Raw genomic sequence first — 14,836 nt, 5'->3', positions numbered from 1 at the left:
TTCGGGAATACTTTAGACAATATCATCGAAGAAATGTTTAGGAGTCTGAATGAAGACAATCGCAACGACAATTGCGGAACTCCGTATTTTAATTGGTTATCTTGGAGAAAAAAGCCAAGCTAATTGGTGGAGCAGTGATTTTTTTAGTCCGACGGCCACTGCATTTTTAACACCAATTTTTAACCGTTCTCTGTTTCTTGCTCAATATCAAGGGGTAACTGCGGCAGCGGCAATAATTCACGATAGTACTGTTGGTGTTGGTCGTATTTACCATCTTTTTCGTTTACCTATCAGTTTAGAACAGGCATCGGCAGAAATGCTTAACGACATTAGATTTGTGCAAACCGTACAAACTCGATTGGTAAATCCTGAGGCGGCATTGGTACGTTTAGGGGAGTTGGCTGAAAAGCAAGAATCCTTATCATCAGGCCCTATATTAGTAGGTCAGCTGGATCAGGATATTGTAGCTGAATTAAGGCGTGCTGCAGGTATGTATCATGCTGCATTTAATGCTGATATCCAGACATATCCTTATATGCGAGAAGTTTCATGATCCAGCAGCGTTACTACACGACTCAATTGCAAGCAGGATTGGGCCTTATAGAAGAAACCAGACAGTTACTTCAAGTTTATCAACCAGGTATGACTACTGTGCAGCTTTATGAAGCTGCTTTAGCATCTGGTCGATTCCCCTTAGTTACTGCAAGACGCTTGCGCAATATTGTTGCTGAATGCTTTGCTCCACGCTACCTTCGCGATCCGCATGCTGCTGAATTACTGAAGATACTTGTTGATCGACTAACAATTAATGAACTTAATCAATTACTTTTCATTTACACGGCTCGTGCCAATCTTGTGTTGGCAGATTTTGTTCGAGATGTTTATTGGGCTCGTTATTCCGCTGGTCGTAATGATCTTCAGTTAGAAGATGCACGTGCATTTGTTGAAAATAGTGTTCGTGAGGGGAAAACACAAAAACCATGGTCTGAGACGACGATTAAGCGTGTTTCATCTTATTTAATGGGCTGTTGTGCTGACTATGGATTAGTAACAACTACTGGTCGTAATCAACGTTCAATAGCAGCTTATCGTATCTTTCCGAAAGTTGCTGCATACCTTGCATACGATTTGAAGTTCAGCGGTCTTGGGGATAATCAAATTGTTGCAAGTTCAGATTGGGAGCTTTTTGGACTTACCCCTATCGATGTTAGAGATCAGCTAAAACGCTTGTCCTTGCAAGGTCTACTCATATTTCAGGCCGCTTCTGATGTGGTACATATCGGATGGACTTATAAAAGTATGGAGGAGTTGATTGATGTCATCGCTTAAAGCTGATTTTAATGAGTTAATGGAACGAATCAAGCAGGGGCGTGAATTTGGCCATGCTAGTTTTGAACCCATTTTTTATTTAGTTTTTCCTCCAAGTCAAATTCTAAACGTAAAACGTGAAACACCTGCATGGGTACATCGGCTTCGTAATGATGGTTGGGAAGTTGAAACATTTTCTATTGCAGAACATATTGCAGACATTATCAATAATGCTCCCCTTCGTAAGATTTGGTTTGTTGCTGACCAAAAAACACCATTAGCATGGGATAAAACAAATGCATCACTTGCCAATGCCATTAGTAATGGTGCTTTGCAGGCACGTATTGAAGCAAAGCTAGCTGATCTCGAAGGAAAGTCTAAGGCCATTTTATTGGTTACTGATCTTGAAGCATTACATCCTTATATCCGAATTGGTGTCATCGAAGGTAAGTTACAAGGCAAATTTCATGTGCCAACAGTATTTTTTTATCCTGGCGTTCGGACAGGTAAGACACAACTTAAATTCTTGGGGTTCTACCCTGACGATGGCAACTACCGCTCTGTCCACGTCGGTGGCTAATAATTGAGGCATAACATGACGATCAAACAGCTTTTTGATCCTAGCAAAAATATAAATCGTAGTATTGAAAAAGTTATTACTTACGGCGTTTCACAAGAGGAACGACTGAAATCGGAAATTTCCGAATATGTTGTTACTGATAGTATTGATGAGCAGTTTGAGAGTCTTTTGCTCAAAATGGAAGCTGCCATGGATATTGGTGGTGAAAATGAAGTAGGCGTTTGGGTTTCGGGTTTCTATGGTTCAGGTAAGAGCTCATTCACTAAATATTTAGGTTTGGCATTTGATGATCGCGTTACTATTGATGGCATTCCATTTATCCAGCATTTGCAAGATCGACTTAAACGTCAGCAAACAAAAGCCTTGCTTTCAAATGTAGCTAAACGCTTCCCAGCTGCAGTACTCATGTTGGACTTGGCCAGTGAGCAGGTTGCTGGTGCCACCATGGAAGAGGTCTCAACAGTACTATTTTATAAGGTCCTACAATGGGCTGGCTATTCACGTAATCTAAAAGTTGCTGCACTTGAACGTCGACTGAAAAAAGAAGGCCGTTATAATGAATTCTTGGATGCCTTCAAAGAAGCGACGGGTGGGGAAGATTGGGGTAATTATCGAAATGATGAACTAGTCGTTGACAGTTTAATTCCTGAGATCGCTCATAAACTTTATCCTTCATTATTTAAGACACCGACTTCATTTACTACTGAAGCTAGTGAAATTGTTGTTTTTGAAAATGACCGTGTACGTGAAATGCTGGAGATTGCCCGTGAGGCATCAGGTAAGGAATACATTATCTTCATCATCGATGAGGTCGGTCAGTATGTTGGTCCACGACCTAATCTAATTTTGAACCTGGATGGTTTGGCGAAAAACCTCAAAAATATTGGTGATGGTAAGGTCTGGATTGTAGGAACTGCACAGCAAACACTTACAGCAGATGATGCAAAAGCAGCGTTAAATTCTCCTGAGTTATTTAAGCTCAATGATCGTTTTCCTATTCAAATTGCTCTTGAGTCGAATGATATTAAAGAGATTTGTTATACGCGTTTATTGGGTAAGTCAGCAGCAGCTGAAACTGAGTTGGGAGGTTTGTTTGATCAATATGGTCAGCAGCTACGTCAGAATACTAAGCTCGTGGATGCACGAGTCTATGGTGTAGATTTCGATCGCAAAACATTTATTGACTTATATCCTTTTTTACCTGCCCATTTTGATATCTTACTGCATTTGTTGGGCGCACTGGCTAAATCTACTGGTGGTATCGGATTACGTTCAGCGATTAAGGTAGTACAAGATATTCTTATTGAAGGATCTGAAGGTAAACCTGCTGTTATTGATCAACATGTAGGTTGGTTAGTCACTTCAGTTACGTTATTTGATGCATTAGATAAAGATATCAAACGCGCCTTTACATCACTTTACACATCGGTAGAAAAAGCCACAAAGATTCGATTTGCTCATTCAGAATTACATCAAAATATTGCAAAAACAGTCGCTATCTTGCAAATACTGGGTAATCTGCCTATTACTCGCCAAAATGTCACAAGTCTTATGCATTCAAGCGTTGTGGGGATATCTCCGGCAGATGATATTAATAAGGCTGTCGAAGATCTTATTAATGATCCTATCGTGCCCTTTGGTGAGCAAGATGGTAATTTATGTTTTTTCAGTGAAAAACTAAATGATATTGAGCAAGAACGTAGTCAGGTCGCACTGCGTAGTGTTGAACTTCGTCGTATTGTTAATGAAGCTTTGACTAATGCTTATCCGCTACCTACGACGCAGTTACATGGTTCGTATTCTGTATCGACTGGTCTAAAATCTCAATCATTAGGTAATGTACCTGCTTCTTTAGCAGGTGAGCGTAATCAAATCCAGACCATTGTAGAATTGGTAGATGCAAGAGAAATAGAAAATGCACGTATACGGTTGATTGATGAATCAAGGCACCATTCATCTAAATTTAATATTTACTTGGCTGGGCGTACTACACCTGAAATGGATGACCTAACAGCAGATATTTATCGTTGTCGTGAAATTTCCAACCGTTATCGAAGTGATCCTGACCAAGAAATTCGTGACTACTGCAATGGGCAGGCTGACCGAGCGGAACATCTCAGTACTAAATTACGAGCAATCATTCAACGTAGTCTGTTACAAGGCTCATATATTTTTCGTGGTCAAGCGATTGCCGTTGATACCTTCGCAACAGACTTATCGGAAGCAGCTCGTAAACACCTTAGTGGCGTTGCGGAACAAGTGTTTGATCGTTATGCCGAAGCTCCTGTGCGCGTTGGTACTGACCTCGCAGAAAAGTTTCTTAGAGTAGGTAATTTGTCTGGAATTACTAGCCCACTTGATCCGCTGAATCTTGTTCAAACGCAGGGTGGCCGACACAGTATCCGTACTGATCACTTAGCAATGGTCAGTATTCATGACTATATTGATCGTAATGGTACAGTCGATGGAAAACGCTTGACTGATACTTTCGTGGATGCTCCTTTTGGTTGGTCTCCAGACACGTTGCGTTATATTATCGCTGCCATGCTGTTGGCTGGTGAGATTAAGCTCAAAGTGGCTGGCCGTGAAGTTACTGTGAATGGTCAGCAAGCACTCGATGCTCTGAAAAATAATAATAGCTTCAAAAACATTGGTATATCACTACGTGGGGGCGACCGTCCTTCTAACGATGTATTAGCTTTAGCAGCAGTGCGCTTAACAGAGCTCACTGGTGACATGGTAATACCATTGGAAGATGAGATTAGTAAAGTGACTACTAAGCTCTTTCCACAGTTGCAACATCAATATGGACCGCTTACAGAAAAATTACGTAGCTTAGACTTGCCAGGTGTAGATCGCCTGAAAAATCTTACGCATGAAATTAATGAGGTATTGCTTACAGATGCCTCAGATGCGCCGCGTCGTTTGGGTAATGAGCAATCAGATCTGTTTGAAAGTCTCAAATGGGCTGCAGAAGTAAGACTTAATTTGGAGAACGGCCTAGAGCAAACACTGCGTGATTTACATCAACATTGCATTGCAATAGCCAATTTCCCGAATACTCCTTTACTGACGAATCTGAAAGAAGAATTGGCAGAGATACTAGCTCTTACCGAAGAGCGTTTGCAGCAAGTAGAATTTTATCGTTTTGCAGCAGATTTTAATAGCAATCTCACTACTATAGGACTTACGCACTATTATTTATAGATTCTCTGTGGTAGGAGATGATTTTTATCGAGAATAAAGTCATCAATGAAGTCTTTGATGATTGGTCTAAATAATTTCTTCTGCCAACGATATACATTTTCAAAGATCCGCTCAAACTGGTTCTTTTGTATCTCGACGTAGGCCATCAAGGCTGCAAAAATATGATTCAAAATCAGTTTAGATCGTCTTACTTGAAACTTTTCAATATGACAAACCTGTTTAATCACTCGGTGATATTGCTCTATTTTCCAATGACTTGAATGTAATTCATGAAAACCCTCAAAGGACAATAAATCATCTTCATCTTGATGCACAATATAAAACCTCTGCTGTTCTTTTAACTGAGTCTTAAATAATTGTACAAAGCCAAAATCTTTGAGCCAGACCACTTGACCCTGATGAAAATCTGGCAATAAACGCAGTTGAAACCATTGTCCTTTTTCTGGGGAAACCTTACGGTTACAGTCGATACCAAACATAAATCGAATACCATATTTTCTTATGGTTTTTAGATTTCCAGTCGATGAATACCAACTATCACCTGTAATAAATTGAATCTTTGCACCCCAACTAAGTACTTCACTTAACATATCCATAAAGTAATCATTCTTGGTTTTACCCTCAGATTTGTCATAAATTCGGAAATTAATTGGAATATTTTGACCATTCTGATCTGTCGCATACAGGGTAATGAGATTAATCCCCTTGACGGATCGGTGGTGTTTGCCTGACCAAAAATAGCTAACCAAGTCCATATGTTGACTATATGGTTTATCTAAAACAGTATCATCAATACTGACTATAAGTTTATTATTATCAATATGTTGAATTGCTTCTTGATATAGGTCGTGAGGTGTGTAGTCTTCACGCTCCAGAAAGCGATTTACACTATCATGCGAGATATTATAAGTCTCGGCAAGTTGTGTGCAGCTAATAGAGTTCGGTTCTGTCATGAGAAAGCCCATATAAATGGGTAATGTACAAGTTGCTGTAGAAGCATGTTTAGTTCGTCTGATCACAGATACTTTATAAACTATTTTAATACTTTTTTGAATCCGTCAATGCGTAAGTCCTATACTATTCGAGCTCGTATTCGCGATGCGGTAATTGCGATGCAAGATTTACTCAAAAAGCGCGTTAAGGAGGCTGAAGTTGACCTAAAGCGCGTACCTGAGTGGATCAAACTTACCCAGCAAGAGCAAACTGAACTATTGGGCAACCTTGAGCGCTTGATCGTGGATGTAAATCCTGATCTGGCTGGCTTAAAAATTATGCTCAATAAAGATTATGAGTTGCAAACTCAGGTGCAGGCACTAAAGCACCGCATTGAGCGTTTGGGACAACAGCGGATTAAAGAAGAGTTAGAAAGTATTCACGCTGAGGTACTTTCAGGCGAAGCTCCAGAGATCAAACAGCCGATCGCACGGAGCATTCAAGCACGTACTAAAATCACCACAATAGATGACCTGGATACGTTGATCGCTCAACTGCAACAACTGCGTGGTGAGCTGAAATATGCTCATGCTTTTGCTGTCAATCTTGAACTACAGGAAGAATAAATGGCTTTTGATCAAACAACACGGGGACGTTTACAAAAGCTGGTTAACAGTTGCCGTAGTTTATTATCCGATGAATTTAGTATTCAGCTTCAACAAACTTATGGTCTAGATCCTAAGACTGGCGAAATCACACCTATGGATAGGCTGACTCACTTGGATGATAGGCAACGTCATACGGCAGAGGTATTACGCCAAACTTTGGCTCATTATCTAGGTGAAGATCAGGATGATACTGATCACCGTATTGCTGTGCTTGATCGTATGGTACGTGAGCAAGCCTTTACTGTTCTTAATCGGTTGGCTGCACTGTTGATGATGGAAGCACGTGGACAGTTAATCGAATCTGTGAGTAAAGGCTATCAGTCACGTGGCTATCAACTTTATAGCAGAATCGCAGGTACTGCCTTAGGTGAAACAGGTCAGGCTTATCAGATCTATTTGTTTAGTGTGTTTGATGAACTAGCACAAGAACTGCCAACATTGTTTGATCGTTATGCTGCAAATGCTTTGCTGTTTCCGCGTGAAACAGCACTGCGCACTTTGCTTGATGAATTGAATCACTTTGAAATCGAACCGCTTTGGGCAGAAGATGAAACCATCGGTTGGATCTATCAGTATTTTAACTCAAAAGAAGAGCGTAAAGCCATGCGTGATGCTTCCCAGGCACCACGTAATAGCCGAGAGCTTGCAGTACGTAATCAGTTCTTTACCCCACGCTATGTAGTTGAATTTTTGGTGGATAATACGCTTGGTCGCCTGTGGTTTAATGCGACAGGTGGACAGACTGAGTTACGTGAGCGTTGCCAGTATTTATTGGTCAAGCCAGATGAACAACCGCAAGTATCGCTCAAAATAAGAGATCCACGAACTTTAAAACTTTTAGATCCTGCTTGTGGTTCTATGCATTTTGGTTTGTACGCATTCGATTTGTTTGAGCAAATTTATCGAGAGGCTTGGGCATGGGAGCAACAGAATGGCCCTGGTTCTTTGGATGTATCAACCCAACTAAATGCTGCTTTTAAACCACTTTGTCATACTTATGAGGATGAAGCGGCATTTTTACTCGATGTCCCGCGACTCATTATTGAACACAATATCTATGGTGTCGATATTGATCCACGAGCTGCGCAGATTGCTACATTGGCTTTATGGTTACGTGCACAGCGTGCGTGGCATGATGCAGAAGTAAAAGCAAAAGAGCGCCCATGTATTGGCCAGGGTCATGTTGTGGCAGCGGTCGCTCCTCCATCTGAAAAAGAGTTACGTTTGCAGTTCGCTTCCAGTCTAGATCAACTTGATGCTGAGTTGTTTGAGAAGACTTTACAAATGCTTAAAGGACTTCCTGAGCTTGGTGTGCTTCTTCGAGTTGAGCGTGAATTACCATCTTTGATTGAAAAGGTTTATGGAAAGAACATTGATTTATTCGATGATCGCCAAACAGGGAAAACTTGGGAACAGATCGAATCGAATTTGCGTGCAGCCCTAGCTGAATTCGCTCATGCAGCTAAATCGACATATCAAGGGAGACTATTTACTCAAGATGCACTACAAGGTTTACGATTGATTGATCTTTGTCGTGAAAAGTTTGATGTCGTAGTAATGAATCCACCATTTGGTGCATTAGCATCTGGCACTAAAGATCAACTTACTAAAGCTTATCCACGTAGTAAGAATGATCTGCTAGCTATTATGGTAGAACGTGGATTGGAACTATTACATGCTAGGGGCCGCATTGGTGCCATCACTTCACGAACCTGTTTTTTCCTATCTAGTTTTCAAAAATGGCGTGAACAAGTTGTATTAGGTATTGCTAAACCTGAAGTTATGGCTGATTTAGGACATGGTGTGATGGATGATGCGATGGTAGAAGCTGCAGCTTATGTATTGGAGAAACAATAATGACCACTTTTTTACGTTTATTAGAAGCTAAAGATAAGAATAATGCTCTGACTACAGCTATTCGTACTGGTGGTAATAATGTTTTTGAAGTTGATCCAGCCAGTTTTTTTAAAATTCCAGGAGCTCCATTTGCATATTGGGTAAGTGAAGCCGTTCGCTCTACCTTCAAATGTTTTCCTGCATTTAATAATGAACAACGTACGGTTAAGCAGGGGTTGGCAACAGCTGATGATTTCCGATTCATTCGCGTCTGGTGGGAGTCTCACGGACCAGGCTGGTTTGGATTTGCAAAAGGCGGATCATTTTCTAGGTTCTATGCGGACATGCCAGTTGTTGTGAATTGGGGGAGTAATGGTGCAGAGATCAAGAATAATCTCAACGAGAAAGGTGGAATTCGCTCTAATGTTTGGATGCTTCGTGATACGGCTACTAATTACTTTTTGCAACCTGGATTAACATGGCCTCTGCGTGGCATAAATTTTTCAGCGCAGGTAGTGCCCAAAAATAGCATCTTTAGCGTTGCTGGTAAGATGGCTTTTGCCCCCTTTGATGAGTTAGAAGCATGGCTTGCGATTTTTAATAGTCGACCATTTGATTATCTTGTGCGTCTGTTTGCCGGTAAAGTTGGGGGAGTTCAGTATGAAGCTGGATTAATTGGTGGAATTCCTGTTACTCCAATGAGTACTGAGCAGTGCCTTCAACTATCTAGACTTGCTCGGCGTGGTTGGTCGCTCAAACGTATGCTTGCATCATCCGAAGAAAAGTCTCATGCATTTTTGTTACCTACTGCTTTAAGATCCCGTATTGGCGACTTCGATCCGAAAATAATGGATGAGGAACTTGCAAATATACAAGTAAAGATCGATGACATCACATTTTCATTATACGAATTTTCAGACTCGGATCGAGCTGCTGCACTTGGTGATCAAGGATTGTCTGCATCTGGAGAGTTTTCAGAAATAATCGCTGATGAAGAATTAGATGAAGAAAATGAGCCCGTGATAGATAAGACAGCTGGATTGCTATCCTGGGCAGTTGGTGTAGCCTTTGGTCGCTTCGATTGGAGGCTGGCTACTGGTGAGCGTCAAGCTCCTCCTGAACCCGAACCATTTGATCCTCTACCAGAAAAATCTCCAGGCATGTTGCCAGATGACACTAAACCATTTCATCATCATAGTGGTATCTTGGTGGATGACTCAGGACACCCACATGATCTGCCTCATTTAATCGAGGAGGTGTTGAATAGAGTTAGTGTTCCTGTTCCAGATAACGTGCGTCGTTGGCTACAAAAAGATTTCTTTGCTTTCCATTTAAAGCTTTATTCTAAGAGCCGACGGAAAGCGCCAATTTATTGGCCACTATCAACAGCCTCAGGAAGTTATACGCTTTGGATTTACTATCCATCTTTAACTAATCAAACCTTATTTACTGCAATTAATGATTTCTTGGATGGCCCAAATGGCAAACTTACTCAAGTCAGCCGTGAATGTGCTGAGCTTCGTTCAAAAGGTAGCAGCCGTTTAAGTGAAGACGAAAAACGCTATGAAATGTTGCAAACCTTTGAACAAGAGTTGACTGACTTACGTGATACTTTGCTTAAGATCGCACCTACGTATCAACCTAATCATGATGACGGCGTACAAATTACTGCTGCACCATTGTGGTCATTATTCCGTCACAAGCCATGGCAAAAACTATTGAAGGATACTTGGACTAAGTCAGAAAAAGGCGACTATGACTGGGCTCATTTGGCCATGAACTATTGGCCAGAACGCGTACGTGAAAAATGTAAAACGGATAAATCTCTTGCGATTGCACACGGGCTTGAGAGTATTTATGTCGAACCTGAAGTTGCGCCTAAAAAAACACGCAGTAAAAAGAAAGCGGAAACAGATAAATGAGTATTATGCAACAATCGAGTAAAGCACAGGATAGAGCACTGGGCGTTTGGTATCAGAATATTCAACAGGGGATGGTTAAGCTACCACGTTTCCAACGCTTCGAAGCATGGGATAGAGGGCGCATTACAAGCTTTTTAAATACGATTATTAACAATTTACCTGTGGGCGTTACCTTAGTCCTTGAGGTGGCAGGAACAGAGAAATTTGAATCTCGCTATATCTCTACAGCTACCCCTACGACACAAGGTACTGTGACACAACATTTGTTAGATGGCCAACAACGTTTGACTACATTTTGGCGAGCGATGCATAACAATTACGAGGCGGAAACTTTTTTCGTATATTTACCGCAGTTCGACCGTATAAATAATCCCGTGAATAAAGATGTTGAAATTCGATGCATTCCACGCTGGCAAAATAACCAAAACATGCGAATGCCTCGTTGGGCAGAAGAGCCTGCTCAGTGTTTTAAACGAGGAGTATTACCTATTTCGTTGCTTCGACCTGGGGATATTTCTGTAGAGATAGATAGTTGGTTGAATGATGCTACAAAACCATTGGAACCTTCAGATAATGACCCAGATGCACTTAACAAGTATAGAGCTTATAGTGCCATTCGCGATCAGATTAAAGCAGAAATCACTACATTACGTGAGCGTGTCACTCATTTTAATTTGCCATATCTTTCATTACCTGCAGATACCAGTAAGGATGTTGCTTTACAAGTATTTATCAACATGAATACAAACAGTAAGCCTTTGTCTTTATACGATATTATTGTAGCTGAAGTAGAAAGTGTTGCTGAACAGTCACTACATGCTCTTGAAGCTAGTTTAACTGACAAATGTCCAAAAGCTGCCCGCTATGGGAATGTATCCGATCTCATTTTATCTACTTCAGCATTGCTCCAAGATAAATTGCCTAATACGCGCGGCATGATTGAAATGGACAAAAAACAATTGTTAGTGAATTGGCCAAAATTAGAAAGGGGACTTGAACGTATGGCATCCTTTTTAACGAGCCAAGGTGTATTTGATGAAGCAAGGTTGCCAACAAATGCCGTTCTTGCAGTTATTGCTGCTACATATGAGTTAATTCCTGATAATGGTGATTTCTTGGCAAAGGCAGAAAAATTACTGCGTAGATATTTATGGTCGGCCTTCTTTACAGATCGTTATGAAAATTCTACCGCATCACGAGCGTATGCCGATTTTAAAGCTATTAAAACATTATTGAAAAACCCAGCGTTTATAGAGGATGAGTTAGTAACTATACCTGTCCTGAATCGATCCGAATTTCCTCTCGTGGATGCTGATTCTCTTATGGCAGCGGGATGGCCGAAGGCAGCAGGTATTGAAGCACGTGCTATTTTGGCAGTCACTACTTATTTAGGGGCTATCGATTTTGCTGACCATAGAACAGCAACTTATGAAAGTATTCAGAATCGTGAATATCACCATATCTTTCCAGATGCATTACTTGCAGAGGCTGATATACCTAGTTATAAGGCATTGAACTGTGCACTGATTACTTGGAAGACTAATCGAATTATTGGTCGTAAAGATCCACTAGAGTATTTACAAGAACGTGTGGAATGGTCTGATGAATGTGTTGTGCGAGATCGTTTGAAATCTCACCTTATTTCATTTGATTTACTTGGTAAGGCACATTACGCAGATATGGATAGTGCTGTATTTAAAAAGAAATTGAATGATGATTTTAGTGAATTTTTGAGAGATAGGGCTGATTTATTAGTTTCAGCGATGTATGCATTGACAGAAGGACTTAATCCTACATTAGATACATTGTGGGCAAATCATCTTGCTAATAAAGTGGAGCAATCGGAGTCCGTTGAATGAGTATAGCTGAGTTTATTCAAGACAAAATTTTTCGTCCTCGTGTGCAAAAGACTGGTTGTCTTGTGGTGTATGACCCTGATGGTCATTATCAAAATCTCTGCAATACTCTAGCTGATGAAAAGTTGATAGTTTTAGATGTATCAAAGAGTAGTATTGAAAGCAGAATTGCTGCAATTCAAGGATTACGGGATGTAGTCGAAAAGCAGCTTACGGGTATGTTGGTATATATACCTAAAAAAGCCCCACAGAGTGATGAAGAAAAGCAGTCAGATCCTTTTGCTCCAATTGCCGCGGCAGGCAGTATTTTCCCAGAAGGGGATGGGGATAATTTTGAAAGTATTTGTTTGAAAGCAAAGCCAGACCATGCAACTGCTGTACGAGCTATATTTCAGCAGGATGCATTGCCAAGTTTTGCTGTAATAGATGCTATTGGCGGAGGATTAGGGTGGCCTAATTTACGTGCGTTGTTAATGGTTGAATCGGCAAGGGATATTATGCACTCATTACTTGTACCAAATGATGCACAGCAAGCAGCGTTGAAGAGTGGTGATAATTGGATTGCTGAAGCTCAAGACTTGTTGGCTAATAGTATTGGGTTGACCTTGAAGACTCGTGTTAAGACATGGGAGTCAATCGCGGATGAGTTATGGCGGTTTGTTTTATTTAGCGAATTTGTATTTGATCTTCCAGGTAGTTTACCTTTGAGTTTGGCTGATGTCCCACAAGCGGAAACTCATGCAAAACCATTAATTGAAGATTTGTGTGATCGTATAAGAAACGATCGTCGTACTCAGAGTCTTTATATTGATCGTGCTGACGAGATTGAAAAAGAGCTTGATCTAGTCAATTTATTTGAAGGTTGGCCTGATCTCGGTGATCGGGATACCTTCCCATTTGAAGAGCGCACTTTTTTAAATAGAGCTATTCAAGCTATTCTTCGTGATGATATTACTCAGGTACGAAATATTTTTGAACGCCATCAGCAATCAGTCTGGACGGGTAAAGGAGAGACGAGAGCTCAATGGGATCTGATCAGATCAGCAACTGAATTGCTTCAAACTTGTGATGATATGGAACGGCTGTTTTCAGAAAATGCAAGGAATCTTGAAGCATTGGTGAGTTTCTACATAACTCAATTACGTGAAGTAGACCGTTTACATCGTGAATTTGAGCAAGCGGTTAGTGACTATGATTGGCAAGATACACGGGGTGTAATGACGCCGGTTAAGAGCCAGGTTCGTAAGCAGTATGGAAAGTTAGTCGAGAAAGTTCAATTGATCTTCACTCGTCATGTAGAGCAAAGAGGATGGCCACTGACTGGATATTTATCAAATGCAGATGTATTTGATCGAGTTGTTGCCCCTAAATTACAAAAAAATGGTCATAAAGTAGCTTACTTTATGATTGATGCACTACGTTATGAATTGGGTGTAGAGCTAGAACGGCAACTGGTAGAGGACGGGCATGTAGAAGTACAGGCTGCAATGGCGCAATTGCCTAGCATCACACCAATGGGTATGGCTAGTTTGTTGCCAGGAGCTGGGCAGCAACTTCACATCAAAAATGACCAACAGAGCCTACTCCCCATGTTGGGAGAGCTTGTAGTAAATACAGTCGCTCAACGTATGGATGTGTTCCGTAAAAAGTATGGCCAGCGTTTTGAAGAAGGACGATTGGAAGATTTCGTTCGTGGTCGTTTTGATTTATCCCCTGAAACCGATTTACTTGTACTTCGAGCAGTTGAGATTGATAGTCATTTTGAGAATCACCCTGATACTGCACCTGCAGAAATCATGAATGCATTAAAACGTATTCGTGTCGCAATACATAAATTGAAAGAGCGTGGTTTTCATGAGGTAGTGATAGCCACTGATCATGGATTCTTTATGAATACACATGCTGGTGCCGGTGATGTCTGCAATAAACTATCTGGTAATAACTGGATTGGTATTCATGATCGATGTGCACTTGGTGATGGTGTTGGTGATGTTAATCACCTTGTGGTGTCAGCAGAGAAGATGGGGATCCGGGGGGATTTTGCTAAATTCGCTGCACCATATTCGTTAGCTTCTTACCGCAGTGGTCTTCTTTATTATCATGGTGGAATCTCCTTGCAGGAGAGTGTGGTTCCAGTGATAACAATGCAATTAAAAGCCTCCAATCAGCCGATTTTGCATAAAGCATTTGTGGTTATGAGCTATAAGAATGGAGCCAAATTTATTACTACTCGTATGCCCGTAATTGATCTAGCTGTAGAAACTGCTGATATGTTCTCGGTTGAGAATGACTTCGAGATTTTGCTTGAGGCACACGATAGCAAAGGCGAAGTCGTAGGAGAGGCAAAAGTAGGGGGAGTAGTAAATCCTGCAACTGGATCATTGTCTTTAAAGCCTGGGGATAAGGTTCAGGTTACAATGAAAATGCAAATGGATTTTGAAGGTAAATTTAAAATAAAAGCTTTGAATCCTGCTACTTATACAGTTTACTGCCAGCTTGATCTGGCAACAGACTATGCGGTGTAAA

10 protein-coding genes are annotated in these 14,836 nt (G+C 40.9%); 9 read left to right on the top strand and 1 reads right to left on the bottom strand.

Annotation, left to right across the window (positions count from 1 at the left end; all coding sequences use genetic code 11):
• The first annotated feature begins 49 nt into the window (after positions 1–49).
• From F908_RS12595 to brxC, 4 genes are read left to right on the top strand one after another with little or no spacing between them, the layout of a single operon-like run.
• Positions 50–553 carry a BrxE family protein gene (locus F908_RS12595; RefSeq protein ID WP_005162508.1) on the top strand — a complete coding sequence of 168 codons (504 nt, stop codon included), beginning with the start codon at positions 50–52 and terminating at the stop codon, positions 551–553.
• The gene (locus tag F908_RS12590) at positions 550–1,329 is read left to right on the top strand and encodes a BrxA family protein (protein ID WP_005162505.1); all 780 of its coding nucleotides are present in this window, start codon (positions 550–552) and stop codon (positions 1,327–1,329) included. Before F908_RS12595 ends, F908_RS12590 begins: the two co-directional genes overlap by 4 nt.
• The gene (locus F908_RS12585) at positions 1,316–1,888 is read left to right on the top strand and encodes a BREX protein BrxB domain-containing protein (protein ID WP_005162501.1); all 573 of its coding nucleotides are present in this window, start codon (positions 1,316–1,318) and stop codon (positions 1,886–1,888) included. Before F908_RS12590 ends, F908_RS12585 begins: the two co-directional genes overlap by 14 nt.
• A gap of 15 nt (positions 1,889–1,903) precedes the next feature.
• Complete coding sequence (gene brxC, locus F908_RS12580; RefSeq protein WP_005162499.1) at positions 1,904–5,095, top strand: BREX system P-loop protein BrxC; 3,192 nt, start codon at positions 1,904–1,906, stop codon at positions 5,093–5,095.
• Here the strand turns inward: brxC and F908_RS12575 are convergent.
• Positions 5,086–6,114: an IS701 family transposase gene (locus F908_RS12575; protein ID WP_081399852.1), complete on the bottom strand. Its 1,029-nt coding sequence runs from the start codon at positions 6,112–6,114 to the stop codon at positions 5,086–5,088. The two genes, brxC and F908_RS12575, sit on opposite strands and share 10 nt — an antisense overlap.
• 42 nt (positions 6,115–6,156) lie before the next feature.
• Between F908_RS12575 and F908_RS12570 the strand changes: the two genes are divergently transcribed.
• Genes F908_RS12570 through F908_RS12550 form a run of 5 tightly spaced genes read left to right on the top strand, consistent with a single transcriptional unit; the run spans position 6,157 to position 14,835 of the window.
• Entirely contained in the window at positions 6,157–6,654 is a 498-nt protein-coding gene (locus tag F908_RS12570; RefSeq protein WP_005162496.1) for a hypothetical protein, read from the top strand.
• Entirely contained in the window at positions 6,655–8,553 is a 1,899-nt protein-coding gene (locus F908_RS12565; RefSeq protein WP_005162494.1) for an Eco57I restriction-modification methylase domain-containing protein, read from the top strand.
• Positions 8,553–10,454, top strand: coding sequence for a BREX-1 system adenine-specific DNA-methyltransferase PglX (locus tag F908_RS12560; protein ID WP_005162492.1), 1,902 nt, complete (start codon positions 8,553–8,555; stop codon positions 10,452–10,454). The genes F908_RS12565 and F908_RS12560 overlap by 1 nt, the downstream gene beginning before the upstream one ends.
• Positions 10,451–12,313 carry a GmrSD restriction endonuclease domain-containing protein gene (locus tag F908_RS12555; protein WP_005162490.1) on the top strand — a complete coding sequence of 621 codons (1,863 nt, stop codon included), beginning with the start codon at positions 10,451–10,453 and terminating at the stop codon, positions 12,311–12,313. Before F908_RS12560 ends, F908_RS12555 begins: the two co-directional genes overlap by 4 nt.
• On the top strand, positions 12,310–14,835 hold the full coding sequence (locus F908_RS12550) for a PglZ domain-containing protein (protein ID WP_005162488.1): 2,526 nt from the start codon (positions 12,310–12,312) through the stop codon (positions 14,833–14,835). Before F908_RS12555 ends, F908_RS12550 begins: the two co-directional genes overlap by 4 nt.
• The last annotated feature ends 1 nt before the right edge of the window (position 14,836 follow it).

The organism is Acinetobacter sp. NIPH 284, from assembly GCF_000369425.1.
Classification (GTDB): domain Bacteria; phylum Pseudomonadota; class Gammaproteobacteria; order Pseudomonadales; family Moraxellaceae; genus Acinetobacter.
Note: the sequence above shows the minus strand (reverse complement) of the source record. Positions and strands in the feature narration are given on the sequence as shown.

Bases quoted from the DNA above. Each gene is read 5' to 3' on its own strand.
- F908_RS12550 (WP_005162488.1), top strand. From the start codon at position 12,310: ATGAGTATAGCTGAGTTTATTCAAGACAAAATTTTTCGTCCTCGTGTG.
- brxC (WP_005162499.1), top strand. From the start codon at position 1,904: ATGACGATCAAACAGCTTTTTGATCCTAGCAAAAATATAAATCGTAGT.
- F908_RS12585 (WP_005162501.1), top strand. From the start codon at position 1,316: ATGTCATCGCTTAAAGCTGATTTTAATGAGTTAATGGAACGAATCAAG.
- F908_RS12555 (WP_005162490.1), top strand. From the start codon at position 10,451: ATGAGTATTATGCAACAATCGAGTAAAGCACAGGATAGAGCACTGGGC.
- F908_RS12560 (WP_005162492.1), top strand. From the start codon at position 8,553: ATGACCACTTTTTTACGTTTATTAGAAGCTAAAGATAAGAATAATGCT.
- F908_RS12570 (WP_005162496.1), top strand. From the start codon at position 6,157: ATGCGTAAGTCCTATACTATTCGAGCTCGTATTCGCGATGCGGTAATT.
- F908_RS12595 (WP_005162508.1), top strand. From the start codon at position 50: ATGAAGACAATCGCAACGACAATTGCGGAACTCCGTATTTTAATTGGT.
- F908_RS12565 (WP_005162494.1), top strand. From the start codon at position 6,655: ATGGCTTTTGATCAAACAACACGGGGACGTTTACAAAAGCTGGTTAAC.
- F908_RS12590 (WP_005162505.1), top strand. From the start codon at position 550: ATGATCCAGCAGCGTTACTACACGACTCAATTGCAAGCAGGATTGGGC.